Consider the following 26,877-nt stretch of genomic DNA (forward strand, 5'->3'; position numbering starts at 1 on the left):
AAATCATGGAAGGTCTTGGTCATTCCGGCATCAGAACGCTGATCGTCATTCCCTGCCTCAATGAGGCGAAGACGATCGAGGGGCTGCTTGTCAAATTCACCGGCGCGATGCAGGGGCGTCTTTTCCGCATCGTGGTTGCCGATGGCGGCAGCACGGATGGAACCCCCAATATCGTTTCCGCCTTCGCGGCGGCGGATGACCGCGTGACGCTTCTCGCCAATCCGAAGCGCATCCAGAGCGCCGGCATCAATCTTGCCGTCGCCACCTTCGGCGAGGATTTCGATTACCTTATCCGCATCGACGCCCATGGCGATTATCCCGACGATTATTGCCAGCGGCTGATCGAGGATGCCGAGCGCACAGGTGCTGATTCCGTCGTCGTCGCCATGGATACGGTCGGCCACGGCCTGTTTCAGAAGGCGACGGCCATCGCCCAGAATTCCAAGCTCGGCAATGGCGGCTCCAAGCACCGCGAAGGCGCGAAAGGCCACTGGATCGACCATGGCCACCACGCGCTGATGCGGATCGCCGCTTTCGATGCGGTTGGCGGTTATGATGAGAGCTTCAGCCATAATGAGGATGCCGAGCTGGATTTTCGCCTGCGCAAATCCGGCTTCCGCATCTGGATGACCGACAAAACCCGCATGACCTATTATCCGCGCGCCAGCGTCATGCCGCTGTTCCGGCAATATCTCGCCTATGGCCGCGGCCGGGCAAAGAACCTGCTGAAACATCGCTCGATCCCGAAAATCCGACAGATGATACCGCTCGCCGTGCTGCCGGTTTTCATCTTCGCGCTGCTGTCGCTTGTGCATTGGGCGGCACTTATTCCGCTCGGCCTCTGGATCGCCGCATGTGTGGGTTATGGCTTGTGGATGGCAATAGGTCAGAAAAACCCATACGGCCCGCTCGCCGCCTTTTCGGCAATGGTGATGCATCTGGCCTGGTCCACCGGCTTCTGGCTGGAACTCCTGAAATTCCGGGGAAGAAAGGCTGTCTCATGACCGACAACACCGTCACCCGCCCACATGATTCGAAAACCGTCGATATCGGCATCTGCACCTACAGACGTCCGGCGCTGGTTGCCACACTTCTGTCACTCTTCGAACTGGAGGTGCCGGAAGGCGTGAAAGTTCGGCTGATTGTTGCCGATAATGACGAGGAGCCGAGCGCCAAGGCGAGCGTCGATCGCCTGCGCGAAACCGCGCCCTTCGAGATCACCTATGTGCATTGCCCGAAATCGAATATTTCGATTGCCCGCAATGCCTGCCTATCGGAATGCAAGGCGGATTATCTGGCCTTCATCGATGATGACGAGACCGCCCCGCCGAACTGGCTGGCTGCCCTTCTGGAAAAGGCCGATGAAACCGGTGCGGAAGCCGTTCTCGGCCCCGTATCGGCGGTTTACCGGGACAATGCGCCGGGCTGGATGAAACGCGGCGATTTCCACTCGACAGTTCCGGTCTGGGTCAATGGCGAGATCATCACCGGCTATACCTGCAACACATTGCTCAAGATGGATGCGCCCTCGGTGAAGGGCCGGCGCTTCGCGCTGGCGCTCGGCCAGAGCGGCGGTGAGGACACCCATTTCTTTTCGCACCTTCACGCCGCTGGCGGCCGCATCGTTTTTGCTGAAGACGCCATGCTGTCCGAACCGGTGCCGGAAAATCGCGCAAGCTTCATGTGGCTTGCCAAACGCCGGTTCCGCTCCGGCCAGACCCATGGCCGCGTGCTGGCGGACAGGAAACCCGGTATACGCCGCGTGGTGCAGGTGCTGAAGGCAGGTTCGAAAGTGCTGTATTGCGCCGTCTTCGCCGCCTTGAACGGCTTCAACGCCGTGCGCCGCAACCGTTATGCGCTGCGTGGCGCACTGCATATGGGCTCGATGAGCGGCGCCTTCGGCGTGCGTGAAATCCGCCAGTATGGCGCGGTGGAGGCGACCTGATGGAAAACCTTGCCTCGCCGCCCGATATCAGCTTCGTCATCGCCGCCTATAATGCCGCCGATACGATTGAAGCCGCCATTCAAAGCGCACTCGACCAGCAGGGTGTGACGCTGGAAGTAATCGTCGTCGACGACCGCTCCGCCGATGACACCATTGCGCTGGTGGAAGGTATCGCCATCATCGATCCGCGCGTCCGCCTGCTTGCTCTTGCCGAAAACCTCGGTCCGGGCGGGGCACGCAATGCCGGTATCGAAGCCGCGACCGGACGCTGGATCGCCGTGCTCGATTCCGACGATGTCATTCGCCCGGAGCGCTCCGCCTGCATGATGTGCCGGGCGGAAGCCGCCAATGCGGCGATTGCGGTCGATAATCTCGATGTCGTCTATACCGACGGCAGGCCCATGGAGACGATGTTTCCGGAAGAATTCCTGGAGGAACGGCCGGTTCTCACGCTTGAGGACTTCATTTCCTCCAACATTCTGTTCCGCGCCACCTTCAACTTCGGCTACATGAAACCGATGTTCCGGCGCGATTTCCTCAATGTCGAGGGACTGCGCTTCCGCGAGGACATCCGCATCGGCGAGGATTATATCCTGCTCGCCTCGGCGCTCGCCGCCGGCGGTCTTTGCGTCATCGAACCGAAGCCGGGTTATGTCTACAATATTCGCGAAGGCTCGATTTCGCGCGTGCTCGAACTTCATCACGTCGAAGCGATGATGCGGGCGGATCAGGAATTCCTGAGCCATTACACTTTGCTGCCCGCCGCCATGGATGCGCAGCAGGCGAGAGCCCGCAGCCTGCGGCTGGCGCATAATTTTTTGACATTGGTGGAAAACATCAAGAGCCGCTCGGTACTCGGCGCCTTGAAGACCACGATAAGGGATCCTGCCGTGCTGGGGCACTTAAGAATGCCGATAGCGGTGCGGCTGAGGAGGCTGCGGGATGCCATGTTTGCGCCCGCGGCAAATACTGGGGTGAAAAGACAGATTTCGTGAAATTGACGCGTGGACGAAATCTGCGCGGGGACTGGGGACAGATCAAACCTTGATGAAGGAGAACGCGATGGACCTGAACAAACCTGTCAGAAAAGCCGTCATTCCCGTAGCTGGCAACGGCACACGGTTTTTGCCCGCCACCAAGGCGATGCCGAAGGAAATGCTGACGATCGTGGATCGTCCGGTCGTGCAATATGCCGTTGACGAGGCCATGCAGGCCGGCATCGAGCACATTATTTTCGTGACGAGCCGCAACAAGACCGCCATCGAAGACTATTTCGACAGCGCGCCGGAACTCATCAACACGCTCACCCGCTCCGGCAAGACCGTGCAGGTATTGCAGCTGGAAAAGATGCTGCCCGTTGCCGGCACCGTCAGCTATACGCGCCAGCAGGTGCCGCTCGGTCTCGGCCACGCCGTCTGGTGTGCGCGCGAACTGGTGGGCAAGGAGCCTTTCGCCCTGCTTCTGCCTGACATGGTTTCCTATGGTGCACGCGGCTGCATTGCCGGGCTGATGGAACTTTACGATGAAGTCGGCGGCAATATTCTCGGCGTAGAGGAATGCCTGCCGGAAGAAGTGTCGTCCTATGGCGTCGTCGGCGTCGGCCAGAAGGTCAATCACGGCTTCGCCGTCACCGAAATGGTCGAAAAGCCGGAACCTTCGAGGGCGCCTTCGAATTATTACCTGAATGGCCGTTACATCCTCCAGCCGGAAATCTTCGATATTCTCGCCAGGCAGGAACGCGGTGCGGGCAATGAAATCCAGCTGACCGACGGTATGAAGCGGCTTGCCGAAAAGCAGTCTTTCCATGCGCAGAAATATAGCGGCCGTACTTTCGACTGCGGCAGCAAGCAGGGCTTCATCGCCGCCAACGTCGCCTTCTCGCTGCTGCGCGCGGACATGGAAGCCCAGGTTCTCGCTTCGGTGAAGGAACTGGTGGCGAACCACGAAAGCCGCGTCCAGGCGGCCTGACTTTAATCGCGCCGCCGGGGGAGGCGGCCGGCGCACCAATAACGGGAGGCGGGAAGGCGAGCATGTGTTCGGCTTCCCGCGTACCATTTTAATTCACAAGGTAGGTCCATGCACCACAAGACCTTTAAATCCAACATCGGTTTTCCGGAGTCCGGCAAGGATTCCGATACGTTCATCGACCTCGACCGCCTGTGGGCCGCCGTGGTGCGTCGCGCCAATGTCATTGCCGCTTCGGTCATCGCCGCCGTGGTTCTGGCCGGCCTTTATCTGGTGCTTGCGACCCCCGTTTACACCGCGATGACGCAGGTGCTCCTGGATGAAAGCCTTTCCCGTTATGCGGAAGAGGAATCGCCGGTGCCCGCCGCGCAGATCGTCGACAACCGCATCGCCAGCGCCGTGGAAATCTTGAAATCCAAGGAAATGGCGCTGACGGTGGTCGACAAGGCCAAGCTCGATGAGAACGACACCATCGTCAATCCGCCGATGTCCCCGGTCGAACTCGTCAAATCCTCCGTGCGCGGCATTCTCGACCTAGTGCTGCCGGGCGACCCACCGGTCTCCGAAGCCGCAATCCGCGCCGGACGCCGCGAAAAGGCCGCCGCCGTGCTGCAGCAGTCGCTGACGGTGGAACGTGTCGGCCGCAGCTCGGTCATCGCCATCTCCACCCGCTCGACCGACCGCCAGCTGGCCGCGCAGATCGCCAAGACCTATGCGCAGGCTTACCTTACCGAACAGCTGAACGCCAATTTCGACGCCAGCGAGCGCGCCTCGGTATGGTTGCAGGAACGCATGACGGACCTCAACCAACGCGCCCAGGCGGCTGAACTGGCGGTGCAGAAATTCAAGTCGGACAACAACATCGTCTCCTCGCGCGGCGAGCTGATGTCCGAAGGCCAGCTTGCCGACCTGAATGGTCAGCTGATTGCCGCGCAGGCCGATGCCGCGACGGCCTCGGCCCGTTACAACCAGTATAAATCGATCATCGACAGGGGACCGGATGCGGCCGTCGACAATGCCGTCGTTTCGGCCCGTGACACCGATAATTCGGTCATTCAGGATCTGCGCAAACGCTACATCACCATTTCCGACCGGCAGCAGGGCATCGTCCAGCAATTCGGCGCCGACCATCCGCAGGCGGTTGCGCTGGACGCCGAGAAGAAAGAGGTTTCGCGGCAGATCTATCAGGAGCTGCAGCAGCTTACCGGCAGCCTGAAGAACGAATACGACGTCACCAATTCGCGCGTACAGTCGCTGCGCGACAATATCGACCGGGTGGCTGGCCGTAATTCCGAAGCCAACATCACCATGGTCCAGCTGCGCGAACTCGAGCAGCGGGCAACCGCGCTGCGCACCCTCTACCAGTCCTATCTCGGCCGCTTCGAGGAGGCTTCCCAGAAGCAGTCGCTGCCAATCGCCAAGGCCCGTATCATCTCCGAAGCCGGCCTGCCGACATCGCCTTCCAGCCCGAAAAAGACCATGACCATGGCGCTTTCGGTCGTTCTCGGCCTGATGCTGGGCGGCGGTATCGCAGCGCTTCTCGAATTCCGGGATCGCTTCTTTCACACCGGCAATGATGTGCGTGACAATCTGCGCATGCGTTTTCTCGGTTACCTGCCCTTCATCGGTGAACGGGGCGTGGAAAACGCCAAGCCGGGCAACAGCGCCGCCACCCCCGGCGGCGAGAATGCGACGCTTGACGAAAGCGGACAGGTCTCGTTCCAGAAAATGCTGCGCCTTGCCGTCGACAGCCCGCGTTCCAGCTTTGCGGAGACGCTGCGTAACGTGAAACTCACGGCAGATGTCGTCATTCAGGAGCGCCAGTGCCGGGTCATCGGCGTCATTTCCTGCCTGCCGAACGAAGGCAAGTCGGTCGTGGCGCTCAATCTCGCCGGTCTCATCGCCTCCACCGGCAAGCGCACGCTGGTGGTGGATGCGGATATCCGCAATCCCGGCCTCAGCCGCATGCTGACGACACGGCAATCCGCCGGCCTCGTCGAAGTGGTGCTCGATGAAGTTCCGTGGACGCAGGCGGTGAAGGTGGATACGCGCACGAAAATGGGCATCCTGCCGGTTTCCACCAGCAACCAGTTCGCCCATTCAAGCGAGCTGCTGTCTTCCTCCGGCATGCGCAAATTCATCGACTCCGCGCGAGAGGCCTGCGATTACATCATCGTCGACCTTGCACCCGTGGTTCCCGTCATCGACGCCAAGGCCTTTGCGCCGCAGGTGGACGGTTTCGTCTTCGTCACCGAATGGGGCAAGACGCCGATCCAGATGGTGCAGAACCTGATGGCCAACGAACCGCAGATCGCCAACAAGACGCTCGGCATCGTGCTGAACAAGACCGACATGACGGAATTGCAGCGTTATGCCGGCCCCGGCGGTTCGGAGCATTATCACGAGAAATTCTCGGCCTATTACGGCGATGCGAAGCCGCCGGTAAAGGAAGATGCGTAATGGTGAAGATTTAACAGGCCGGTTGCATCCACACTCCGTCACCCCGGCCCCGAGCCGGGGTCCAGCCAGCCCAAGTCCTTGGGCTGAAAAGAAGTCTTGACGCCGCGCAGACGCGCGGCGGCTGGATGCCGGATCTAGTCCGGCATGACGGAAGAATCACAAATTCCCCCATTCCACCCATGGCATTGCCCCCTGAAATTGCGCATTTATGGCATGAAGCTAAAATCGCAAGCAGGATCAGTCCCATGCCATCACCCATCGCCTTTGTTTCACGGATGAATGCGGAAACGGAAGCCGTCTGGAAAGAGGCGCTGCGCGCCGCAATGCCCCAGGAGGAAATCCTTTCCTTTTCCGAATTGACGGGCGAACAGCGCCGGGCAGTGGATTTCGCCATCGTCGCCAATCCCGATCCGGCCGATATCGCGGCACTTCCGGGCCTCAAATGGATCCACAGCCTGTGGGCGGGTGTCGAGCGACTGGTGCTGGAACTGGGCGATAAGGCACCCCCCATCGTTCGGCTGAAGGACCCGGAGCTTTCCCGCGTGATGGCCGAAGCCGTGCTGGCATGGACCTATTATCTGCAGCGCGACATGCCCGCCTATCGCGAAAACCAAAAAAAGGCGCTCTGGCAGGAGCTGGACTATCGCCACCCCGGCGAGATGACCGTCGGTCTCCTCGGCCTCGGAGCCCTCGGCACGGCTGCGGCGGAGCGCCTCATCCATGCCGGTTTCAACGTTGCAGGCTGGAGCCGTTCGGCCAAGGTGATAGAGGGCGTGGAAACGCTGACCGGCGATGCCGGGCTGCAGGCATTGCTGGAAAAGAGCGACATTCTCGTCTGCCTCGTGCCCCTGACCGATGCGACGCGCGGTCTTCTTGATGCCGGCAGCCTTGCCGCAATGAAACAGGGGGCGGCACTCATCAATTTCGCCCGCGGCGCGGTCATTGTCGCCGATGACCTGATTGCGGCGCTAGATTCCGGCAGGCTTTCGCACGCCGTTCTCGATGTCTTCGAGCAGGAGCCGCTGCCCGCCGCTTCCGCCTTCTGGCAGCATCCCAAAGTTACGGTCCTGCCGCATATTTCCGCGCCGACAAGCCGGGAAAGTTCGGCCCGGATCGTGGCCGGCAATGTTCGCACATGGCGGGAAACGGGCGGGCTGCCGGAGACGGTCGACATGGCCCGCGGTTACTGAACCGGCGGCAAGGCGGCCTATTCGGCCGCCACCGACTTGCCCGTATGGGCCTGTTCAACGGCGGAGACGATCTGCTGTTCGTCGTAAGGTTTGGTCAAGAGAACCGCGCTTGCCGGCGCTCCTTCCGGCAAATGGCTGTCGCCCGTCGCAAACACAATGGCAATCCCCGGCTTGCGGCGCAGGGCCTCCACCGCCAGTTGGCCGCCCTTCATGTCGGGCAGGCCGATATCGGTGACGAGAACGTCGATCTGATCCACTTCGATAGCTTTCAGCGCCTGCGCCGCATTTCCGGCCTCCACGACGGCAAAGCCGCTCTCCGACAGCATCTCCGTCGAATTCATCCGGATCAACTCGTCATCCTCGACCAGAAGAACGCGTATGGACCGGTTTTGATTTTCGACCGCCCTGACCGGCTCGGAAAGCTTGGAAGAACCCGGAGCCGATGTCGGCCGCGCTCTCGACAGCGAAACCTGCTTGCGGTTGGCGATGACGTGGCGAATGCGCCGCGCCAGCGCTTCGCGCGTATAGGGTTTGGAGAGAAGCTCCACCCCGGCATCCAGCTTGCCGCCATGCACGATGGAGTTTTCGGTGTAACCCGAGGTGAAGAGAACGGCGAGGTTGGGCAGCCGTTCCTGCGCGCGGCGCGCCATTTCCCGGCTTTTCAACGGTCCAGGCATCACCACGTCAGTGAAGATGACATCGATCGGAATGCCGCTTTCCACCACCGTCAAACCGGCCTGCGCATCGCGGGCGGTCAGCACGCGGTAGCCGAGATCGCTCAAGGTCTCGACGACGGTGTTGCGCACTTCCTCGTCATCTTCCACCACAAGAATGGTTTCCGTGCCGCCCTCCACGGGGCCGGTCGGCATCACCACTTCCCTGTCCTCATCGGCGGCGGAGCGCGGCAGATACATCTTCACCGTCGTTCCCTGCCCCACCTCGCTATAGATGTTGACGTGGCCGCTGGACTGTTTCGCAAAACCGTAAACCATCGAAAGCCCGAGGCCGGTGCCCTTGCCTTCCGGTTTTGTCGAGAAGAACGGCTCGAAGACCTTTTCGAGAATTTCCGGCGACATGCCCGAACCCGTATCGGTGACGGCGAGCATCACATATTGCCCCGCAGAAACTTCCGAGTGCTTGCGGGCATAATCGCGGTCGAGAACCGCATTTCCGACCTCGATGGTCAGCTTGCCCTGTCCTTCCATGGCGTCGCGCGCATTGATGGCCAGATTGAGAAGAGCATTCTCCACCTGGTTGGGGTCGGCATAGGTGTTCCAGAGACCGCCCGAGGTGATGACCTCCACCTCGATCGCCTCGCCAAGCGAGCGGCGAAGCAGATCGTCCATACCGGTCACGAAACGGGCGATGTTGATGACACGCGGCTCCAGCGCTTGGCGGCGGCCGAAGGCCAGAAGCTGGCTGGCCAGCTTTGCGCCGCGATGAACGCCGGCAAGCGCGTTTTCCAGCCGCCGCTCCGCACGTTCATTGCCCATCACATCCTTTGACAGCAATTGCAGATTGCCGGCGATCACCTGTAGCAGATTGTTGAAATCATGCGCCACGCCGCCGGTGAGCTGGCCGATGGATTCCATTTTCTGCGCCTGCTGTAGCGCCTTCTCAGTCTGGCGACGCTCGGCCATTTCCGCCTCGACACGCGCCTCAAGGCTCTCGTTCAATTGCCGAAGCTGCTCTTCTGCCCGGATGCGGTGGCGAATTTCGCGCTCGAGATTGCTCGCATGTTCCTTGAGGGTGTTTTCGGCCCGCCGCTGTTCGGTGACATCCGTATGGACACCGACCCATTCGGCAATGGCGCCGGCCTTGTCGAAAATCGGCACGCCACGGATCGCGAAAGTGCGATAGACGCCGTCATGGCGGCGCACCCGATGTTCCCAGATATAGGTCGACTTTTCCGCAACCGCTTTGTTCCAGCTGTCGACAGACCCCTGCCTGTCGTCGGGATGAACCGCTTCTGCCCAGCCAAACCCCTGATATTCTTCCGGAGTCTGACCCGTCAAAGCGCTCCAGGCCGGTTGCTCGCCCAGCATCATTCCTTCGGCGCTGTTGGTCCACAGCACGCCGTGCACGGCATCCACCGCAGCACGGAAGCGATTGTTGCTGATGAGGATTTCCCGCTCCGAGCGCTTGCGCTCCTCGATATCGATGATCAGCACATAGATGCCGTCGATGGAGCCATCGGCAATGTAACGCGGAACATAGCGGATTTCGGCGGCGCGCGTGCTGCCGTCCGGTCTGCTGATCACGGTATCCGAAACGATCTTTTCGCCGCCGAGTGCGCGGTCGAGATAGGCCCTGCGGGCCTCGAAAAACGCCTCGCCGACGATTTCGGGAACGCTGCGGCCGATCACTTCTTCGGCGCGGCGACCGAACCATTCCAGATAGCCGTCATTGGCGAATTTATAAACGTAATCACGGTCGACATATCCGACCAGAATGGGCAGGGCATTGGTAAGCCGGCTCAGTTCCTCGCGGCTCTGTTCCAGCGCCTCCACGGCCTTCACCTTGTCGGTATTTTCAAGCACGGTGCATAAAACGCCGTCCACCGTGCCGCCCTCATTATAGATCGGCGTGTAGAACAGGTCGAAGATCACCTCTTCCGGCAGGCCGTGCCGCATCAGCGTCATCGGCTGGTCGCGATAGGCCATGACCTCACCGCGAAAACCGGCTTCGAGAATGCGGCTGTTCCAGTCCCATATTTCCGGCCAGATGCCGGGCACGGTTCCGCCCAGCGCCTGCGGGTGATAATTGCCGGCGATCTCCGCATAGCCGTCATTATAGATCATCACATGATCCCTGCCCCACATCAGCACCTGCGGAATGGGGGAATTGACGACGGAATTGGCTTTCTGCCTCAGATTTTGCGGCCAGTCGCAAATAGGACCGAGCGATGTCTTCGACCAGTCGAAGCGGCGCACAAGCTCACCCGTTTCACCGCCACCGATCGGCCATACCGGCGCAGCAACAAGATTGGTCATTCAACATCACCACAAAAACCGAGAGAAAATCTCCCGTAATACAGAACAGGATAAAAGTCCAAGAAAACAAAAACTTCCGCTTATTGTTCCCACGCTTTTCAGAAAATTGAAAAAGTTCCATCGCTGCGTAAATGTCGCAAGGCGAATGCTAAACCATCAAACATTTCAGGACCTTCGTGCCAGAAATTTCTCTAATATATCCCTGCAACCCCGCCGTCGTTTGACAATTGGCATCCTCAATACGCCAGAAATTGCCGCAAACGGGATGGCGACAAAGGAATTATTAAGCCTCAATAAGGGCGCTGGCGGTCGCGGTGCCGTCAGCGCCCGGGTCTTCGCCACACCGCGACCAGAGGGAACAACAATGAAAATACTTTTGGGTGCCACAATTCTTTCCGCCGGCTTCGCCTTTTCAGGCGGTGCGGCCTATGCCGCCGACTGTGGAAACGTGACGATCGCCAGCATGAACTGGCAATCCGCCGAAGTCGCCGCCAATCTGGACAAGCTCATTCTCGAAAAGGGCTACGGATGCTCCGCCGAAATCGTCACCGGCGACACTGTGCCGACTTTGACCTCCATGGCCGAAAAAGGCCAGCCGGATATCGCGCCTGAGGCATGGGTCAGCCTGCAGCCGGAAATCGTCAAGCAGGGGCTGGAGGGCGGCAAGGTCGTTGCGGCCGCCAAGATCCTCTCGGATGGCGCGGTCCAGGGCTGGTGGATTCCGAAATATGTCGCCGACGCCAATCCCGATCTCAAGACCATTCCTGATCTCTTCAAACATCCCGAACTCTTCCCCTCGCCCGAAGACAAGTCCAAGGGCGCCGTGTTCAACGGCCCGCAGGGCTGGGGCGGCACTGTCGTCACCGCGCAGCTCTTCAAGGCTTTCGGCGGTGAAAAGGCCGGCTTCACCCTCGTCGACACCGGCTCCGCCGCAGGTCTCGACGGTTCCATCGCCAAGGCTTATGAAGCCAAGCAGCCATGGGTCGGTTATTATTGGGCGCCCACCTCGCTGCTCGGCAAATACGAGATGGTAAAGCTCGAATTCGGAACGGACTATGATGCGGCTGAATGGAAGCGCTGCACATCCGTCGCCGACTGCGCCGACCCGAAGCCGAACGCATGGCAGGTGGACGACGTGCAGACGTTGGTCAGCAAGTCCTTTGCCGATCGTGCCGGCCCCGCCATGGACTATCTCAACAAACGCGCATGGACCAACGCGACCGTCAACAAGCTGATCGCCTGGATGACGGATAACCAGGCGACCGGTGAAGACGGCGCCAAGCATTTCCTGAAGGAAAACGAAGCGCTGTGGACGGGCTGGGTATCTCCCGACATCGCGGAAAAGATAAAGGCCGCCCTTTAAAAGCCGGCCCCTGCATATCTGCCCGGCAAACGGCGTCCGCCAGCGGCGACGCCGCGCCCGCATCGGCCCTGGAATGCCTCCCGGCTTTCCGGTGGCGATGCGCCGGTTCAACAGAGCGTTCCGGCCTGCGTCCTGACGGATGCGCGGCGCTCTGACGATTTTACTCCCGGAGCGCGGAGGATATCGATCCCCGCCTCCGGTTCGTCATGGAGAACAGGATATGGAATGGCTTTTCAAATTTCCGACCATGAATGACGATGCTCTGCGCGCGCTAAAAAAAGTCATCGACGAGGGGTTCCGGGCTTTCACCCGAACCTATGGCGGCGCAATCGAGGGGTTGTTTACCCCCCTTCAGAGCTTCCTCATCTGGGCGGAAAGGCTTTTGATCGGCGCACCCTGGCCGGTCGTTATTCTTATTGTCGGCGCGCTTGCCTGGTTCGGCAGCCGCAGCGCCACCATTGTTTCGCTCTGTTGCGGCATTCTCTTCGCCATCGGCTGGTTCGGCATGTGGGAAGACACGATGAAGACGGTCTCGATGATCTTCGTCTGCGCCGTGCTGTCCATCGTCGTCGGCCTGCCCATCGGCATCGCCATGGCGCGCTCCAACCGCCTGCAGAGCGTGGTCAATCCCGTTCTCGACGTGATGCAGACGATGCCGAGTTTCGTCTATCTCATTCCCGTCGTCATGCTGCTCGGCATCGGCCGCGTGCCCGGCGTCATCGCCGTCGTCATCTACGCCATTCCGCCGATGATCCGGCTTACCAATCTCGGCATCCGCATGGTCGACCGCGACGTGCTGGAGGCTGCCGATGCCTTCGGCTCTTCGAAGCGCCAGAAGCTTTTCAAGGTGCAGCTGCCGCTGGCGCTGCCCACCATCATGGCCGGCATCAACCAGACAATCATGATGGCGCTCGCCATGGTCGTCATCGCCTCCATGATCGGCGTTCAGGGCCTCGGTCAGCCGGTGCTGAAGGCCATTGCCAACCAGTATTTCACGCTCGGCGTGTTCAACGGGCTTGCCATCGTCGGCATCGCCATCATCTTCGACCGCATCAGCCAGGCCTATGGCCTTCGCCTGCAAAAACATCGGGAAGTGGCGCATGGCTAGTCAATCGATCGAAATTCGCAGCCTCTACAAGATTTTCGGCCCCAAGGCGGGAGACTATGTCGAACCCGTCAAGGCCGGCATGTCCAAGTCCGATCTCAACGCCAAACATGGCCATGTGCTCGGCCTGCGCGATATCAACATCACCATGCCGGGCGGGCAGATCACCGTTATCATGGGCCTTTCCGGTTCCGGCAAATCGACACTGATCCGCCACGTCAACCGGCTGATCGACCCGACCGCCGGCGAAATCCTCTATGGCGGCACGGACGTGTGTCGCCTCAACGAAGCGGATCTGCTGGAATTCCGCCGCCACAAGACAGCGATGGTGTTCCAGAAATTCGGGCTGCTGCCGCACCGCAACGTGCTGCAAAACGTCGTCTATGGCCTCGAGGTGCAGGGCGTCGACAAACGCGAGCGCGAAGAAAGGGCAGAGGTCTGGATCAGGCGCGTGGGGCTGGAAGGTTTCTCCAACCATTATCCAAACCAGCTTTCGGGCGGCATGCAGCAGCGTGTTGGTCTGGCGCGGGCGCTCACCAACAATGCCGAAATCCTGTTGATGGACGAGGCCTATTCGGCGCTCGATCCGCTCATTCGCGTCGACATGCAGACGGTGCTGCTGGAACTGCAGAAGGAACTGAAAAAAACCGTGGTCTTCATCACCCACGATCTCGATGAGGCCCTGCGGCTGGGCGACAAGATCGCCATTCTGCGCGACGGCGAGATCATCCAGCAGGGCACGGCGGCCGAAATCGTCATGTCTCCGGCCGACAGCTATATCGAAGCCTTCGTGGAAGAGGTCAATCGCGGCCGCGTCATTCGCCTTGGCGCCGTGGTGCAGCCGGAATTTGCCGGCCAGTCCCGCCTTCAGCTCGATGCGGATATGACGGTTGAAGAGGGCCTGCGCGCCCTCGTCCGGGAAAATGTCAGCAGCGCCACAGTCGTCGGTGAAAACGGCAAACCGCTTGGCGCCGTCACCACCGATGCCATCATGCGTTGCCTCGTCAGGACCGCACATGGTGAGGAAGCAGGCACGGCTGAACGCTTGTCAGGCTGAGCCTTCAAGCCACGCGGCCATGCCCTTTGCGGCGGCCTTGCCGGTGGCGAAACAGGCGGTCAAGAGATAACCGCCGGTCGGCGCTTCCCAATCCAGCATTTCCCCGGCAGCAAATATGCCGGGGAGCTTTTCCAGCATGTAGCTTTCATCAAGGCCGCTCCATGCGACGCCACCGGCAGATGAAATTGCCTCAGCAATCGGTCTCGTCCGCAAAAGCGGTATCTCCGCATGTTTTATTCTCGCGGCGACGAACTCATCCGGCATGGCCGCGATATCGGGAAAGATTTCCCGCAGAAGCCCGACCTTCACCGCCGATAAGCCGGCCGCCTTGCGCATGCGGTTTGCAAAGCTCTCTTTCCGTCCGAGTTTCGCCAGATCGCGGCTGAGGCGTTCCACCGTACGTCCCGGCGCAAGATCGATTGCGAGCGACACTTTGCCCGCCTCTTCCAGCCGGTCGCGTAGCGCGGCGGAATGGGCGTAGATCACGCTGCCCTCAATACCATGCTCCGTGATGACGAATTCGCCCTGAAAGGCTCCGGCCGGCGAAATGGTGATGGTGGATTTCACCGCTTCACCGGCAAAACGCGCGCGGAAGATATCGCTCCAGTCAACGTCGAAACCGCAATTGGCGGGGCGGAACGGGGAAAGCGCCACGCCTTTTTCCGCCAGCGCCGGAACCCATGCGGCATCGGAGCCGAGACGCGGCCAGCTCGCGCCGCCGAGCGCCAGAAGAACGGCATCGGCCTTGATGGTGATCTCGCCCTCCGGTGTCGTGAAAAGCAGGTGCTCACCGGAAAAGCCCGTCCAGCGATGTCGCGTCCTGATGGTCACCCCCTGCGCCTCCAGCCGGGCAAGCCATGCCCGCAGCAGCGGCGAGGCCTTCATGACGGCGGGAAACACCCGGCCCGAGGTGCCGACGAACGTTTCCTGCCCCAGCCCCTGCGCCCAGTCGCGCAGCATATCCGGCGTAAATTCATCGAGAGCGGCGCGCAGTCTCGGTTCCGCATCGCCGAACCGGTGACGGAAGCTGTCGTAATCTTCGGCATGGGTGATGTTGAGGCCGGATTTTCCGGCCATCAACAATTTACGCGCCACGGTCGGCATCGCCTCCAACACCGTCACGGCATGGCCTGCGGCCGAAAGCATCTCGGCCGCCATCAGCCCCGCCGGTCCGCCGCCGATAATCGCGACCTGCCTCGCCTTTGCCAAAACCCTCTCCATCGCCATCTTCGCCATTGCGAGCCTTATACCGATTTCCGCATGCGAATATATGCGATATTGAAACGCCCATGTTCACGCTCGACTGCCCCGTCACCTTTTCGCAGGATATCAAGAAAAGCCGCTTCATCGCCTTTGCCGCGCCGGTGACGGGCGAGGAGGATGCGAAAAACTTTCTTGCGGCGCATTCCGATCCCGACGCCAACCACAATTGCTGGGCCTGGCGAAGCGGCCAGACCTATCGTTTCAGCGATGACGGCGAGCCTTCGGGCACGGCCGGGAAACCGATCCTTCAGGCCATAGACGGTCAGGCGCTGGACAATGTCGCCGTTATCGTCATCCGCTGGTTCGGCGGCATTCTCCTCGGCAGCGGCGGCCTGATGCGCGCCTATGGCGGCACGGCGGCCGCCTGCCTGCGGCTTGGCGAAACCTCGCCGGTCATCGCCTATGTCAGCGCGACGCTCAGTTGCCCCTTCTCCGATCTGGCGCTGGTGAAATCGCGCCTTTCCGCCACACAGAACCTGCGGGTGGAAAGGGAGGATTTCACCGGCACCGGCGCGGATATGCTGCTTTCGGTCCCAGCGGAGGAAGCCGAACGGCTCAGCCGGCTTTTAAGCGACCTGACCAGCGGTCGCGTCAATTTGCATATTCCCGACTAGAGTTTTTTCGCTTTTCTTCGAGTCGCGAAAACACTCTAACTCTTTGTTTTGGCGCATTTCCGGACGGAAACCGGGGTCCACTTTTCCTGGAAATGCCCTAGCGCCTGTCCGAACGCGCAATTCGTGCTAAGGAAGCGACATGTCTACAGAGCTTTCCAACCCTGTCTATCATCCGCCACTCGACCCCTGGCTCACCATCGTGCACCGCGACGACGATCTGCTGGTGCTCGACAAGCCGAGCGGGCTTTTATCGGTGCCGGGGCGCGATCCGGCGCTTTCGGACAGCCTGATGACGCGGGTGCAGAAACAGTTCCCGAAAGCGCTGATGATCAACCGGCTGGACAAGGACACCTCCGGCATCGTGCTGATGTCCCTGAACCGCAAGGCGCATGCGGCGATTGCGTCGCAGTTTGAAAACCGCCAGACGCGCAAATCCTATGTCGCCATTGTCTGGGGAGAGGTTGTGGGAGAAGCGGGGGAAGTGGACCTGCCGCTCGCCATCGATCCCGAAAACAAGCCCCGCCACCGCGTCGACCGCGAGAACGGCAAGCCGGCGCAGAGCCTCTGGCGGGTGCTGGAACGATTGCCGCTTCCGGCAACGCGACTGGCGCTAACCCCGCTTACCGGCCGCACCCACCAATTGCGGGTGCATATGAAGGCGCTCGGCCATCCGATCCTCGGCGATGAATTTTACGCCGAAGGCGAAGCGCTCGCCGCCGCGCCGCGGCTGATGCTGCATGCACAGGAGGTCGGGTTCCGCCATCCCGATGGCCGTGACGTCACCTATACCGTACCCTGCCCCTTCTGAGGTCCAAGATGAAGGAACAAAACGAAAGCTTCGTGGTGGATTTTGTCGGCGGCGCGGTCGGGCACCGTTTCCGTTCCGGCGAAGGGCGCGGGCAGGCCTTGCCGAAAGCCGCGGGTTTCACCAAAGGCCGCACGCCAAAAATCGTCGATGCCACGGCCGGGCTCGGGCGGGATGCCTTTCTGCTTGCCTCACTCGGCGCGGAAGTGACCCTCATCGAACGCTCGCCGGACATGCATGCGCACCTCGCCGATGGCATTCGCCGTGCGCTGGAGGCGGGCGGCGCCTATGCCGAGGCGGCGGCGCGCATGACGCTGCTTCATGGAGATTCACGCCAGTTGCTGCAAGAGCTTTCACCGGAGGTGGTGATTGTAGACCCCATGCACCCACCGCGCCACAACACGGCGTTGGTGAAAAAGGAGATGCGGGTGCTCAGGGAACTGGTTGGCTCCGACCCGGATCAGGTGGAGTTGATGGAGGCTGCACTGGAGAATGCGACGAAACGGGTGGTTTTGAAATGGCCGCTCCGCGCCGAGCCGATGCCGGGCATTCGCAGGCCTTCGCATCAGATAATGGGCAAGAACACCCGTTATGATGTCTTCATGATTTTCGGGAAATCTCTCGACCCGGAGGAATGATCAGCGGAAGCTCGGCTTGCGCTGCGCATTCATCAAAAGCTCGTGCCGCGAGGCGAACTCGCCAAACAGCTTTCTGAGCCGGGTTTCCTCGGCCTTGTCCAGCCGGTAACGCCGGCAGAATTCCGCAACGTTGAGAATCGGCTTGGTTCTGTTCCCGTCAATGGTCTTGTTGTCGATGATCTGCATAGCGCCCTCCGTATAACAGAGCCCAAACGTCGCTTGCGCCTTGCGGTTCCTTATGAATTCGCATGGATGAGAAAAGAGCGTGCCGCCTGCACACGGAGTGATCAAGTTTTCTTGAAACTATCGCAGGAAACGAAATCCTCCCCAAATGGTTTTCCGCCTGATGTAAACGATGGAAGGGAGACCCATGTTCCATACCAACCGATTTCTGAGTTCGACGATCCTGTGTGCGCTGCTCGCCGTGCCGCTCGCCGGTGTTGCGCAGGCCCAGGCCCCGGCCGCCGAAACGAAACGGCCGAATGCGCCGGATCAGAAACCGGCCTTTGAGGGTCAGACCCGCGCGCCGCAGGCCGCCACCCAGCCAAGCGTCGAAAAAACCGTGATCGCGGACGGCCTGCCGCATCTGTGGTCGATGGAGTTTCTGCCCGATGGCCGCATGATCGTCGCGGCCAAGGAAGGCGCGATGCATATCGTCGCCGATGGAAAGGCCGGCCCGGCGATCGCGGGCGTGCCTGAGGTGGCATCCGACGGACAGGGCGGCCTTCTCGACATCGCGCTGGCTCCCGATTTCGAAACATCGCGCACCATCTTCTTCTCCTTTTCCGAACCGCGCGATGGCGGTAACGGTACTTCGGTAGCCTCGGCGAAACTGACCGAGGAGGGCGGCGCGGCAAAGCTGGACAATGTCTCGGTGATTTTCCGCCAGATGCCGACCTATGACGGCGACAAACATTTCGGCTCCCGCCTCGTTTTCGGGCCGAACAACGAGCTTTACGTCACCGTCGGAGAACGTTCGGATTCAAAGCCGCGCGTGCAGGCGCAGGACCTGTCGAGCGGGCTTGGCAAGGTCTTCCGCATCGATACGCAGGGCAAGGCCTTTGAAGGCAATCCCTTCGCCAGCCAGCAGAACGCCCTCCCCGAAATCTGGAGCTATGGCCACCGCAACCTGCAGGCTGCGGCACTGGATGGTGAGGGCAGGCTCTGGACGGTGGAGCACGGGCCAAAGGGCGGCGATGAGCTGAACCTGCCGAAAGCCGGCCTGAACTACGGTTGGCCGGTCATCACCTATGGCGTCGAATATAGCGGAAGGTCGGTTGGCGAAGGCGTTACCGCAAAGGAAGGCATGGAACAGCCGGTCTATTATTGGGACCCGGTGATCGGCCCCTCCGGCATGGCCTATTATGACGGCGACCAGGTTCCCGAATGGAAGGGCGCCTTCATCGTGGGCGGTCTGGTGAGCCAGGGTCTCGTCATCCTGCATATCGATGGCGACAGGGTTGCCACCGAAAGCCGGCTGCCGCTGGAAGCGCGCATTCGCGACGTGAAGGTCGGTCCGGATGGCGCGATCTATGCCGTGACCGAAGAGCGCGGCGGCGGTGAATCGCAAATTCTGCGGATCGCCAAGGCCGGCTGATTAAAAAGGCCGGCTGAGAAAACTCATGACTGGAACGACAGGCCGCCGGAACGAAGGTGGCCTGTTTTTCGTTTGCCGCAGCGTGAAACCTGCCGGAAAAAACCATGCCACAACCGCCCACCCGCCTTCTTGCCAAAATCGGACTTGCCTATGTTAACGATCAGGAGCCGGGTATTTCCCGCGAAAAACGCGGACGCGGTTTCTGTTACCGCCTTCCGGGCGGCGAACTTCTCTCCGACAGCGTCGAACTGAAGCGCATCAAGGCGCTCGGCGTGCCGCCCGCCTATAAAGACGTCTGGATATGCATCGATCCATCAGGGCATCTGCAGGCTACGGGTTTCGATGCCCGCGGGCGAAAACAGTATCGGTATCATCCCGACTGGCATGCGCTCCGGGGTGAGACGAAATTCTTCCAGCTCAAAAGCTTCGGCAAGGCGCTGCCCGCCATTCGCCGCCGCGCCATCGCCGATATCGAAAAACAGGATCATGGGCAGGAAATGACGCTCGCAGCACTCACGCTGCTGCTCGATGCCGCCTATCTGCGCGTCGGCAACCGCTCCTATCTCGAAACCAACGGCACCTATGGCGCAACGACATTGCTCAAGCGACACGTCTCTTTCGGTGAAACCATCGAGCTGCGGTTTGCCGCCAAGGGCGGACAGAAGGTGAAACGGCAATTGCGCCACCCTCGCCTTCAGAAAATCCTTGAGGAAATCGCCGATCTGCCCGGCAAGGAACTCTTCGTCTGGCAGGATAGTGAGAACCGCGTGCATTCGGTCGATTCCAGCGATCTCAACGCTTATCTCTCCCGTATCGGCGGTCAGGGTATTTCAGCCAAGACCTTCCGCACCTGGGGCGGAACGCTCGCCGCCTTCTGCAACGCGATGGAACATGTGGCGGCGGGTGAAAAACCGAGCATAAAAGGCATGTGCGAGGCAGCGGCGGCGGAGCTTTCCAACACACCCGCCATCTGCCGCAAGAGCTATGTGCACCCGGCTGTCCTCGATATAGCCACGGAAGAGAAAGCGCAGAAAAAGCTTGGCCGTATCCTGAAGGTCGGGGCAAAGCCCGTCTCCGGCCTCAGGGCGGATGAAAGACGGCTGCTTGCCTTCCTGCCCTGAGGATCAGCGGCTACCGGCCCATTCCGCCAGTTCCCGCTCGGCCCTTTCCAGCGCGCTGTAATTCAGCAGCTTGCGCAGGAAAGCGACGGTAACGGCGCGGGTTCTGAGATTATACCGGCCTTCCGCCTCGTCATCGCCGGCTGCCTGATGCACATTCAGTTTCTCATAGAGGCTTTGCAGCCGGTTCTGCACGCTGCGCAGCGACAGGTTGCGGCGGCGCGCAATCGCCTTGTCGGTGAGGCCGAGCGCGACATCGACAAGGATTTCATATTCGGAATCGGTAAAGCCATGCGCCTTGCCGAGGCTCTTTTCCTGCAGGCCGCGCACTTCCCGGTCGATCACACATTGCGCCTCGATGAAGATGCTGCGCAGCGCCAGCCGCAGGCGGTCATCGGAGGCGGATTTCAGCACGTAGCCATAGGCGGCCCCTTCCGGCACGATGCGGGAAACACCGCGCACATAGGCCTCGTCGGAATAGTTGGACCAGAACAGGATGCGGGTATCCGGCCTTTCCTTCCAGATGGTGCGTGCCGCCTCGATGCCGTTGCGCTCGTTCATCTGCAAATCCATGACGATATGGGCGGCGCGATTTTCCCGTGCGAGCTTTTCGCCGGTTCTGCCGTTTGCCGCCTCCAGCACCTTGTCGCATTCCGGCAGCGCGGCACGCACCGCCTCGTTCAGATAGGCGCGGTGCAGCGCATCGTCCTCCACGATCAGCACGTCCATGTCACAACTCCTCCCGCCCGTCGAAAGCGCCTGCCGGCAAGGTGACGGTGATGCGGGTTCCCGCTCCCGTGCCATTGCCGCCAATATCGAATTTCGCCGAAATCAGCCGCGCCCGCGTCTTCATATTGCCGATGCCGAGGCCGCCGGAGGCCCCGCCTTCGCCACCACCGCTGCCATCGTCGCTGACCGTCACCCGCAAGCCGCCGTCGATTGCGGTCAATTTCACGGCCATCGCTTCGGGCTGTGCATGGCGAATGGCATTGTTCACCGCCTCCTGCACGATGCGGAACAGCGAGATGGCCACCGTCTTGTCCAGCCTTTCCACCAGCCCATCGGTCTCATCCGTCACCGACCAGTCGATTGCGGACCCGCTGTCGCGCACGGAACGGTCCACATAGGTCTCGATGGCCTCAACGACGCCGAACAATTGCAGGATCGAGGGTTTCGCCTCCTCGATGATCTCGCGCAAATCCTGCATGCAATGCTGCAGGCTGCGCACCACCGGCTCCAGCATCTCGCCTGACAGGTCGGGGGTATGGCTCATGCGCTCGATGCGCCGCGCCAGCCGCGTCAGATCCGCCAGCGTCTGGTCGTGCAGATCCATGCCGATACGTTGCCGCTCGGCCTCCAGCGCCTCGGTCAATTGCAGCGCGCCCAGCCGCAGTCCCTCCTCGCGGGCATTGGCGCGCGCTTCCTCGATGGCGGAGCGTTTGGCCTGCTCGGCGGCACGGATGGCGTAGAAATAAGGCGCCAGCAAATCCGCGACGGCGCGGGCATTCGCCACATCCTCCATCGTGTAGGCGTCCGACTGGTGGGAGGAGCAACTCAGCGCGCCGATGATGTCGCCATGCACCTTCATCGGCACATGCAGCCGGCTATGCAGATTAAGCTCGATGATCGGGCTTGAAAACGACCCTTCGAAATGAAAGCGCGGATCGGAACAGGCGTCGCCGCTCAAGAGATATTCCACCTCTCCTGACAGCAGCGAACGGATCGGGCTGCCGGTCAGAAGGGCGGGCGGCTGCCGGCTCCAGGCGCTGACGAGACCACTCTCATAGGCGATGTGATATTTGTCATCCAGCTGCTTGATGCAGACATCCATATGGTCATGCGGGATGATATGGCTGATCTCGGTGGCGACCGCCTGGATGATGGCATTAAATTCGAGCTGCCCGGCGAGCAGCCGCGAAATGCCCATATAATGATGAAAAAGAGCGCTTTTCGGCGTATCCAGCATGTGCGGACGCCCTCCCAAGCGCCTGCCTTCGACCATCGCGGCAAGATTCAACCCCAAGGGCGCCGCATCATCCATTCTGCGCCCGGCAGTGGCGTTTCGTCCTGCGGGTTCCCGCAAGCTTTCTGCGGAAACCCGCAGGAAGATTGCCGCGATCCGCCTATACAAGCCAAATCTTCTTGGTCATTCTCGCTTCTACTGGGGAAAGGAGCTCCAGTGCAAAGGAATTCCACCTGCCGCCGAGGAGATTTGCGGCGTGCGAGGATTCCGGGCTCGAAAAGGGCAAGCCACGAGGGAGGAAATCAAATGGCTTTCAGGAAGATGCTTCTGGCATCGGCCGCTGTCGCATGCGCAGCTCTGCCGATCACCGCTCATGCCGATACGTCGGCCAAAAAAATCGCGCTTTCAAACAATTATGCCGGTAATTCCTGGCGTCAGGCGATGCTGACGAGCTGGGACAAGATCACCAAGCAGGCGGTTGCCGACAAGCAGGTCGCCGCCGCCGACGCCTTCACCACCGCCGAAAACCAGGCGACCGAACAGGCCGCGCAGATCCAGAACCTCATTCTTCAGGGTTACGACGCCATCGTCATCAATGCCGCTTCGCCGACCGCGCTTAACGGCGCGGTGAAGGAAGCCTGCGATGCCGGCATCACCGTCGTATCCTTCGACGGCATCGTCACGGAGCCCTGCGCATGGCGCATCGCCGTCGATTTCAAGGCAATGGGCGAAAGCCAGATCGACTATCTCGCCAAGGCCATGCCGAAGGGCGGCAACCTGCTTGAAATTCGCGGCCTTGCCGGCGTTTCGGTGGACGATGAAATCCACGCCGGCATCGCCGCCGGCGTCGCCAAGAACCCGCAGTTCAAGATCGTCGGTTCCGTCAACGGCGACTGGGCGCAGGATGTGGCGCAGCGCGCCGTCGCCGGCATTCTGCCGAGCCTTCCCGAAGTCGCGGCAGTCGTGACGCAGGGCGGCGACGGTTATGGCGCGGCACAGGCTTTTGCCGCCGCCAAGCGCCCGACGCCGACCATCGTCATGGGCAACCGTGAAGACGAACTGCAATGGTGGAAACAGCAGAAGGACGCAAGCGGTTACGAGACCATGTCCGTCTCCATCGCCCCAGGCGTCTCGACGCTCGCTTTCTGGGTGGCGCAGCAGATCCTTGATGGCAAGGATGTGAAGAAGGACCTGACCGTGCCCTTCCTGCGCATCGACCAGGCCAATCTCGAGGAAAATCTGAAGACGACCCAGAAGGGCGGCGTGGCGAATGTTGAATATTCGCAGGAAGACGCCCAGAAGGCCATCGCATCGGCCAAATAGGCCGGATCGACCCAGAGCCTGACTATTGCGGCGCTCCCGTAAAGGGCGCCGCAATAGTCACACATTGTCTGATTTTCACATCACTGGCGTAGTTGCTCATGAATGACATCATCGAGGCGGAAGAAGTCGTCGCTGCGCGCGGCGTGAAGGTCGTGTTCGGCGCGGTAAGAGCGCTGGATGGGGCCGATCTCGTCATCCGCACGGGGGAATGCCTCGGGCTCGTCGGCCATAACGGCGCGGGAAAGTCCACCATCGTCAACGTCATCAATGGCGGGCTGACGCCGCATGAGGGTTCCGTTTCTTATGGCGGCAACGAAAACCGCCACGGCATTGCCGCCGCGCGCGCGAGCGGCGTTCGCTGCGTGTTTCAGGAACTGTCGCTTTGCCCGAACCTGACGATCAGCGAAAATGTCCGCATCATGCATGCCGCCACGGGTGGGCGAAACTGGCGCGGCCGTGCGCTGACGACGATCCGCCAGACACTGGACGAGATTTTTCCCGGCCACGGCATCGATTGCGAGCTGACCATCGCCGAACTTTCCATCGCCGAACGGCAGATGGTGGAAATCGCCATCAATTTTTGCCGCATACCGAACGCGCCGAGACTGGTGATCCTCGATGAACCCACCTCTTCGCTGGATGCCGGTCTCGCCGAGCAGCTGATGGATTATGTCCGCCGTTTCGTGCGTGAGGGCGGGTCGGTTCTGCTGATCTCGCATATTCTCGGCGAAATTCTTTCGACGGCCACCCGTATCGTGGTGATGAAGGATGGCCGGGTGGTGGCCGACCGGAAGGCCACCGACTTCACCACCCGCTCGTTGGTTGAGGCCATGGGCAGTGTCGTCAAGGAACAGGACAGGCGGCGGGGTGAAAGCCGCAAGGCAGGCGAGAAGGTGCTTTCCATGCCGGCACGGCGCGGCGAAGGCCTTGCCTTCGAGGCCTTTCGCGGTGAGATCGTCGGCCTTGCCGGCCTCGGCGGTCATGGCCAGACCGAAGCGCTGCTCGATCTTTATCTTGCCCGCAACAATAGCTGGCTGCCCGCGCGCAAGACCGATATCGCCTTCGTGGCGGGGGATCGCAGCCTGAACGGCACTTTTCCGCTGTGGAGCATCCTCAAAAACCTGTCCATCGCCTCGCTCAGGGATATTTCAGCCGCAGGCATGGTGGACAGAGCCAAGGAAACCGAGCTTGGGGCGCAATGGAAAAAGCGCATCGAAATCCGCACGCCCGACATGGGCAACAAGATCCTTTCGCTTTCCGGCGGCAACCAGCAGAAGGTGCTTTTTGCCCGCGCGCTTGCCACCACCGCCAGCACGGTTTTGATGGACGACCCGATGCGCGGCGTCGATATCGGCACCAAACAGGAGGTCTATGACATCTTGAGAACCGAAGCCTCCCACGGCCGCACCTTCATCTGGTACTCCACCGAAATGGACGAAATCCGCCTCTGCGACCGGGTCTATGTGTTCCGCGACGGCGCCATCCAGGCGGAACTCGTCGGCGACGATATTACCGAGCAGAATGTGCTGGCGGCCTCCTTTGCCGGAGAAGACCACGCATGAAACTCTCGGCAAACGCGCTCCGCCTCATCATTCCCGCCGCCTCGCTCGCCTTCCTGCTCGCCGCCGTCTTCTACATGCAGCCGCGCGCCATGAGCTATACCGGCATGAACCTGCTGTTCAATCTGGCGGTGCCGATTGCGCTCGCCACCATTGCGCAGATGCTGATCATGTCGGTCAACGATCTCGATCTGTCGATGGGTACCTTCGTCAGTTTCTGCGCCTGTGTGACCGCCACTTTCCTGCAAACCACGCCACTCCTCGGAATTGCGATTTTTGCCGGTGCGATTGCGGTCTATGCATTGCTGGGCGCCATCATCCATATCCGCGCCCTGCCCTCCATCGTGGTCACGCTCGGCATGAGCTTCGTCTGGGGCGGCCTCGCCGTTCTCATTCTTCCCTCGCCAGGCGGCCAGGCCCCCGCCTTCATTCGCACGCTGATGACGGCAAAACCGCCTTTCGCGCCGATCGCCATCGTCGCCAGCATCCTGATCGCGGTCGTCGCCCATTACATCGTCATGCGCTCTTCTTTCGGCGTGCTGATGCGCGGCGTCGGCGGCAATTTCCGCTCGGTCGAGCGCTCCGGCTGGTCGGTCGTCGGCATTCGCGCCGCCACCTTTGCGCTGGCCGGTTTCTTTGCGGTGCTGTCCGGTATCGCCCTTGTCGGGCTGACGACATCGGCCGACGCCAATATCGCGCTGCGTTACACGCTGCTCTCGATTGCCGGTGTCATTCTCGGCGGCGGCGAATTCGTCGGCGGCCGGGTATCGCCCATCGGCGCGGTCATCGGCGCGCTGACGCTGACGCTCGCCGGTTCGTTCCTCTCCTTCATGCGCATTTCGCCGGACTGGCAGATCGGCGCGCAGGGGGCGATCCTCATCATCGTGCTGGCGCTGCGGATTCTGCTCAACCGTCTTGAAAAGCGGGAGAAAAACCAATGAACGGGCTCTCTTCCCTCACCAGAAAACCATGGATCTGGTCTTTTGCCGCAACGGCGGTCGTCTGGATCGTCACCGTGCTCTTCACCGGCGGTGCAAGCTCCTTCGGCCTGTCGCACGCCGCACTCACCTTTGCGGCCTTTTCGGTCATCGTCGGCATCGGCCAGATGTTCGTCATCACGCTCGGACCGGGCAATATCGACCTCTGCGTACCCGCCACGATGACGCTGTCAGGCACGCTGGCGCTCAAATTCATGGATGTGTCCGACGGTCTCATCCTGCCCGGACTGCTGATCGCCATCCTGATCGGCATCGCCATCGGCATCGGAAATTATGCGCTGATCAAGCTCCTGCGCATCCCACCGATCATCGCGACGCTCTCCATGAGCTTCATCGTGCAATCCATCGCCATCTGGTCGAACCGCGGCCTGCGCATCAAGCCGCCGGAAACATTGGCCACATTCGCCACGTCAAGTTTCTTCGGCATTCCGAACGTCGCCCTCGTGGCCCTGCTGCTCTCGGTCATCGCCTGGCTGCTGCTCGACCGCTCGTTTTACGGACGCTGGATTTCCGCCATCGGCCAGAGCACCTTCGCCGCCCGCATGACCGGCATTCCCGTGGACGGCGCACGTTTCGTCACCTATGTGCTCTGCGCGGTGCTGGCGGCGATTGCCGGTTACCTGCTCGCCAGCTTCTCCGGCGGTGCTGCGCTCAACATGGGCTCGGAATATCTGCTGATGTCCATCGCCGTCGTCGTCATCGGCGGCACGGCGGTGGCGGGAGGGGATTCCAATGTGCCCGGCATCTGGGGCGCTTCGCTCTTCATGTTCCTGGTGGTGTCGATGCTGAATACCTATGGTTTCGGCGCCGGCATCCGCCTCATCCTCACCGGCCTCATCATCATCTCCGTCATTCTTCTGGCAAGCGGCCCCAAGGCCACGCGCTGAACCCATAACGACAAGCCCCCAAGCGGACCACGCT

The 26,877-nt window shown here is 61.0% G+C and carries 23 protein-coding genes; 18 read left to right on the forward strand and 5 right to left on the reverse strand.

Features of this window, described 5'->3' with window-relative positions; genetic code table 11:
- Window positions 1-5: 5 nt before the first annotated feature.
- The 6 genes from ACQZ40_RS13575 to ACQZ40_RS13600 all read left to right on the forward strand — a co-directional run bounded on the left by ACQZ40_RS13575 (window position 6) and on the right by ACQZ40_RS13600 (window position 7,560).
- On the forward strand, window positions 6-1,004 hold the full coding sequence (locus ACQZ40_RS13575) for a glycosyltransferase family 2 protein (protein ID WP_080857672.1): 999 nt from the start codon (window positions 6-8) through the stop codon (window positions 1,002-1,004).
- Window positions 1,001-1,945, forward strand: a complete 945-nt coding sequence (locus ACQZ40_RS13580) for a glycosyltransferase (RefSeq protein WP_448748147.1) — start codon at window positions 1,001-1,003, stop codon at window positions 1,943-1,945. Before ACQZ40_RS13575 ends, ACQZ40_RS13580 begins: the two co-directional genes overlap by 4 nt.
- Complete coding sequence (locus tag ACQZ40_RS13585; protein WP_003522129.1) at window positions 1,945-2,940, forward strand: glycosyltransferase family 2 protein; 996 nt, start codon at window positions 1,945-1,947, stop codon at window positions 2,938-2,940. The genes ACQZ40_RS13580 and ACQZ40_RS13585 overlap by 1 nt, the downstream gene beginning before the upstream one ends.
- Before the next feature lie 67 nt (window positions 2,941-3,007).
- Window positions 3,008-3,913: a UTP--glucose-1-phosphate uridylyltransferase gene (locus ACQZ40_RS13590; RefSeq protein ID WP_448748148.1), complete on the forward strand. Its 906-nt coding sequence runs from the start codon at window positions 3,008-3,010 to the stop codon at window positions 3,911-3,913.
- A gap of 108 nt (window positions 3,914-4,021) precedes the next feature.
- Complete coding sequence (locus ACQZ40_RS13595; protein WP_065657393.1) at window positions 4,022-6,370, forward strand: polysaccharide biosynthesis tyrosine autokinase; 2,349 nt, start codon at window positions 4,022-4,024, stop codon at window positions 6,368-6,370.
- A gap of 245 nt (window positions 6,371-6,615) precedes the next feature.
- Window positions 6,616-7,560: a 2-hydroxyacid dehydrogenase gene (locus tag ACQZ40_RS13600; protein ID WP_174022554.1), complete on the forward strand. Its 945-nt coding sequence runs from the start codon at window positions 6,616-6,618 to the stop codon at window positions 7,558-7,560.
- Between the two features lie 17 nt (window positions 7,561-7,577).
- On the opposite strand, the gene ACQZ40_RS13605 is transcribed toward ACQZ40_RS13600, so the two are convergent.
- Window positions 7,578-10,553: a PAS domain-containing protein gene (locus ACQZ40_RS13605; RefSeq protein ID WP_448748149.1), complete on the reverse strand. Its 2,976-nt coding sequence runs from the start codon at window positions 10,551-10,553 to the stop codon at window positions 7,578-7,580.
- A gap of 364 nt (window positions 10,554-10,917) precedes the next feature.
- On the opposite strand from ACQZ40_RS13605, the gene ACQZ40_RS13610 reads away from it, so the two are divergent.
- The 3 genes from ACQZ40_RS13610 to ACQZ40_RS13620 all read left to right on the forward strand — a co-directional run bounded on the left by ACQZ40_RS13610 (window position 10,918) and on the right by ACQZ40_RS13620 (window position 14,078).
- Window positions 10,918-11,916 (forward strand): ABC transporter substrate-binding protein, encoded by a 999-nt coding sequence (locus ACQZ40_RS13610; protein ID WP_078053665.1) that lies wholly within the window; start codon window positions 10,918-10,920, stop codon window positions 11,914-11,916.
- Window positions 11,917-12,136: 220 nt separating this feature from the next.
- Window positions 12,137-13,024: an ABC transporter permease gene (locus ACQZ40_RS13615; protein WP_035263623.1), complete on the forward strand. Its 888-nt coding sequence runs from the start codon at window positions 12,137-12,139 to the stop codon at window positions 13,022-13,024.
- A complete protein-coding gene (locus ACQZ40_RS13620) occupies window positions 13,017-14,078 on the forward strand; it encodes a quaternary amine ABC transporter ATP-binding protein (protein WP_080819920.1) in 1,062 nt (353 codons plus the stop codon). The genes ACQZ40_RS13615 and ACQZ40_RS13620 overlap by 8 nt, the downstream gene beginning before the upstream one ends.
- On the opposite strand, the gene ACQZ40_RS13625 is transcribed toward ACQZ40_RS13620, so the two are convergent.
- Window positions 14,070-15,314, reverse strand: coding sequence for a TIGR03862 family flavoprotein (locus ACQZ40_RS13625; RefSeq protein WP_448748150.1), 1,245 nt, complete (start codon window positions 15,312-15,314; stop codon window positions 14,070-14,072). The genes ACQZ40_RS13620 and ACQZ40_RS13625 overlap by 9 nt on opposite strands.
- Before the next feature lie 53 nt (window positions 15,315-15,367).
- Between ACQZ40_RS13625 and ACQZ40_RS13630 the strand changes: the two genes are divergently transcribed.
- The 3 genes from ACQZ40_RS13630 (at window position 15,368) to ACQZ40_RS13640 (ending at window position 17,398) form a co-directional block, all read left to right on the forward strand.
- Window positions 15,368-15,955, forward strand: a complete 588-nt coding sequence (locus tag ACQZ40_RS13630) for an IMPACT family protein (RefSeq protein ID WP_448748151.1) — start codon at window positions 15,368-15,370, stop codon at window positions 15,953-15,955.
- A 139-nt stretch (window positions 15,956-16,094) separates the two neighbouring features.
- Window positions 16,095-16,763 (forward strand): pseudouridine synthase, encoded by a 669-nt coding sequence (locus ACQZ40_RS13635; protein WP_448748152.1) that lies wholly within the window; start codon window positions 16,095-16,097, stop codon window positions 16,761-16,763.
- A gap of 8 nt (window positions 16,764-16,771) precedes the next feature.
- Window positions 16,772-17,398, forward strand: coding sequence for a class I SAM-dependent methyltransferase (locus tag ACQZ40_RS13640; RefSeq protein ID WP_448748153.1), 627 nt, complete (start codon window positions 16,772-16,774; stop codon window positions 17,396-17,398).
- On the opposite strand, the gene ACQZ40_RS13645 is transcribed toward ACQZ40_RS13640, so the two are convergent.
- Window positions 17,399-17,584 (reverse strand): hypothetical protein, encoded by a 186-nt coding sequence (locus ACQZ40_RS13645; protein WP_003508485.1) that lies wholly within the window; start codon window positions 17,582-17,584, stop codon window positions 17,399-17,401.
- A 184-nt stretch (window positions 17,585-17,768) separates the two neighbouring features.
- Here ACQZ40_RS13645 and ACQZ40_RS13650 point away from each other — a divergent pair, with 184 nt between their 5' ends.
- Together ACQZ40_RS13650 and ACQZ40_RS13655 are read left to right on the forward strand one after the other, a co-directional pair.
- Complete coding sequence (locus ACQZ40_RS13650; protein ID WP_448748154.1) at window positions 17,769-18,995, forward strand: PQQ-dependent sugar dehydrogenase; 1,227 nt, start codon at window positions 17,769-17,771, stop codon at window positions 18,993-18,995.
- A 104-nt stretch (window positions 18,996-19,099) separates the two neighbouring features.
- Window positions 19,100-20,116, forward strand: coding sequence for a DNA topoisomerase IB (locus tag ACQZ40_RS13655; RefSeq protein WP_448748155.1), 1,017 nt, complete (start codon window positions 19,100-19,102; stop codon window positions 20,114-20,116).
- Window positions 20,117-20,119: 3 nt separating this feature from the next.
- Here ACQZ40_RS13655 and ACQZ40_RS13660 read toward each other — a convergent pair whose 3' ends face one another.
- A complete protein-coding gene (locus tag ACQZ40_RS13660; RefSeq protein ID WP_003522116.1) occupies window positions 20,120-20,842 on the reverse strand; it encodes a response regulator transcription factor in 723 nt (240 codons plus the stop codon).
- A gap of 1 nt (window position 20,843) precedes the next feature.
- On the reverse strand, window positions 20,844-22,079 hold the full coding sequence (locus tag ACQZ40_RS13665; RefSeq protein ID WP_448748156.1) for a GAF domain-containing sensor histidine kinase: 1,236 nt from the start codon (window positions 22,077-22,079) through the stop codon (window positions 20,844-20,846).
- A 303-nt stretch (window positions 22,080-22,382) separates the two neighbouring features.
- Between ACQZ40_RS13665 and ACQZ40_RS13670 the strand changes: the two genes are divergently transcribed.
- The 4 genes from ACQZ40_RS13670 (at window position 22,383) to ACQZ40_RS13685 (ending at window position 26,843) form a co-directional block, all read left to right on the forward strand.
- Window positions 22,383-23,399 carry an ABC transporter substrate-binding protein gene (locus ACQZ40_RS13670; RefSeq protein WP_003522114.1) on the forward strand — a complete coding sequence of 339 codons (1,017 nt, stop codon included), beginning with the start codon at window positions 22,383-22,385 and terminating at the stop codon, window positions 23,397-23,399.
- Between the two features lie 98 nt (window positions 23,400-23,497).
- Window positions 23,498-24,961, forward strand: a complete 1,464-nt coding sequence (locus tag ACQZ40_RS13675; RefSeq protein ID WP_080857659.1) for an ATP-binding cassette domain-containing protein — start codon at window positions 23,498-23,500, stop codon at window positions 24,959-24,961.
- Window positions 24,958-25,899 carry an ABC transporter permease gene (locus ACQZ40_RS13680; protein WP_448748157.1) on the forward strand — a complete coding sequence of 314 codons (942 nt, stop codon included), beginning with the start codon at window positions 24,958-24,960 and terminating at the stop codon, window positions 25,897-25,899. Before ACQZ40_RS13675 ends, ACQZ40_RS13680 begins: the two co-directional genes overlap by 4 nt.
- Window positions 25,896-26,843, forward strand: coding sequence for an ABC transporter permease (locus ACQZ40_RS13685; protein ID WP_003522111.1), 948 nt, complete (start codon window positions 25,896-25,898; stop codon window positions 26,841-26,843). The genes ACQZ40_RS13680 and ACQZ40_RS13685 overlap by 4 nt, the downstream gene beginning before the upstream one ends.
- Window positions 26,844-26,877 lie beyond the last annotated feature (34 nt).

The organism is Agrobacterium sp. 16-172Ci (genome assembly GCF_053522725.1).

Bases quoted from the DNA above. Each gene is read 5' to 3' on its own strand.
- ACQZ40_RS13575 (WP_080857672.1), top strand. From the start codon at position 6: ATGGAAGGTCTTGGTCATTCCGGCATCAGAACGCTGATCGTCATTCCC.
- ACQZ40_RS13580 (WP_448748147.1), top strand. From the start codon at position 1,001: ATGACCGACAACACCGTCACCCGCCCACATGATTCGAAAACCGTCGAT.
- ACQZ40_RS13585 (WP_003522129.1), top strand. From the start codon at position 1,945: ATGGAAAACCTTGCCTCGCCGCCCGATATCAGCTTCGTCATCGCCGCC.
- ACQZ40_RS13590 (WP_448748148.1), top strand. From the start codon at position 3,008: ATGGACCTGAACAAACCTGTCAGAAAAGCCGTCATTCCCGTAGCTGGC.
- ACQZ40_RS13595 (WP_065657393.1), top strand. From the start codon at position 4,022: ATGCACCACAAGACCTTTAAATCCAACATCGGTTTTCCGGAGTCCGGC.
- ACQZ40_RS13600 (WP_174022554.1), top strand. From the start codon at position 6,616: ATGCCATCACCCATCGCCTTTGTTTCACGGATGAATGCGGAAACGGAA.
- ACQZ40_RS13605 (WP_448748149.1), bottom strand. From the start codon at position 10,553: ATGACCAATCTTGTTGCTGCGCCGGTATGGCCGATCGGTGGCGGTGAA.
- ACQZ40_RS13610 (WP_078053665.1), top strand. From the start codon at position 10,918: ATGAAAATACTTTTGGGTGCCACAATTCTTTCCGCCGGCTTCGCCTTT.
- ACQZ40_RS13615 (WP_035263623.1), top strand. From the start codon at position 12,137: ATGGAATGGCTTTTCAAATTTCCGACCATGAATGACGATGCTCTGCGC.
- ACQZ40_RS13620 (WP_080819920.1), top strand. From the start codon at position 13,017: ATGGCTAGTCAATCGATCGAAATTCGCAGCCTCTACAAGATTTTCGGC.
- ACQZ40_RS13625 (WP_448748150.1), bottom strand. From the start codon at position 15,314: ATGGCGAAGATGGCGATGGAGAGGGTTTTGGCAAAGGCGAGGCAGGTC.
- ACQZ40_RS13630 (WP_448748151.1), top strand. From the start codon at position 15,368: ATGTTCACGCTCGACTGCCCCGTCACCTTTTCGCAGGATATCAAGAAA.
- ACQZ40_RS13635 (WP_448748152.1), top strand. From the start codon at position 16,095: ATGTCTACAGAGCTTTCCAACCCTGTCTATCATCCGCCACTCGACCCC.
- ACQZ40_RS13640 (WP_448748153.1), top strand. From the start codon at position 16,772: ATGAAGGAACAAAACGAAAGCTTCGTGGTGGATTTTGTCGGCGGCGCG.
- ACQZ40_RS13645 (WP_003508485.1), bottom strand. From the start codon at position 17,584: ATGCAGATCATCGACAACAAGACCATTGACGGGAACAGAACCAAGCCG.
- ACQZ40_RS13650 (WP_448748154.1), top strand. From the start codon at position 17,769: ATGTTCCATACCAACCGATTTCTGAGTTCGACGATCCTGTGTGCGCTG.
- ACQZ40_RS13655 (WP_448748155.1), top strand. From the start codon at position 19,100: ATGCCACAACCGCCCACCCGCCTTCTTGCCAAAATCGGACTTGCCTAT.
- ACQZ40_RS13660 (WP_003522116.1), bottom strand. From the start codon at position 20,842: ATGGACGTGCTGATCGTGGAGGACGATGCGCTGCACCGCGCCTATCTG.
- ACQZ40_RS13665 (WP_448748156.1), bottom strand. From the start codon at position 22,079: ATGCTGGATACGCCGAAAAGCGCTCTTTTTCATCATTATATGGGCATT.
- ACQZ40_RS13670 (WP_003522114.1), top strand. From the start codon at position 22,383: ATGGCTTTCAGGAAGATGCTTCTGGCATCGGCCGCTGTCGCATGCGCA.
- ACQZ40_RS13675 (WP_080857659.1), top strand. From the start codon at position 23,498: ATGAATGACATCATCGAGGCGGAAGAAGTCGTCGCTGCGCGCGGCGTG.
- ACQZ40_RS13680 (WP_448748157.1), top strand. From the start codon at position 24,958: ATGAAACTCTCGGCAAACGCGCTCCGCCTCATCATTCCCGCCGCCTCG.
- ACQZ40_RS13685 (WP_003522111.1), top strand. From the start codon at position 25,896: ATGAACGGGCTCTCTTCCCTCACCAGAAAACCATGGATCTGGTCTTTT.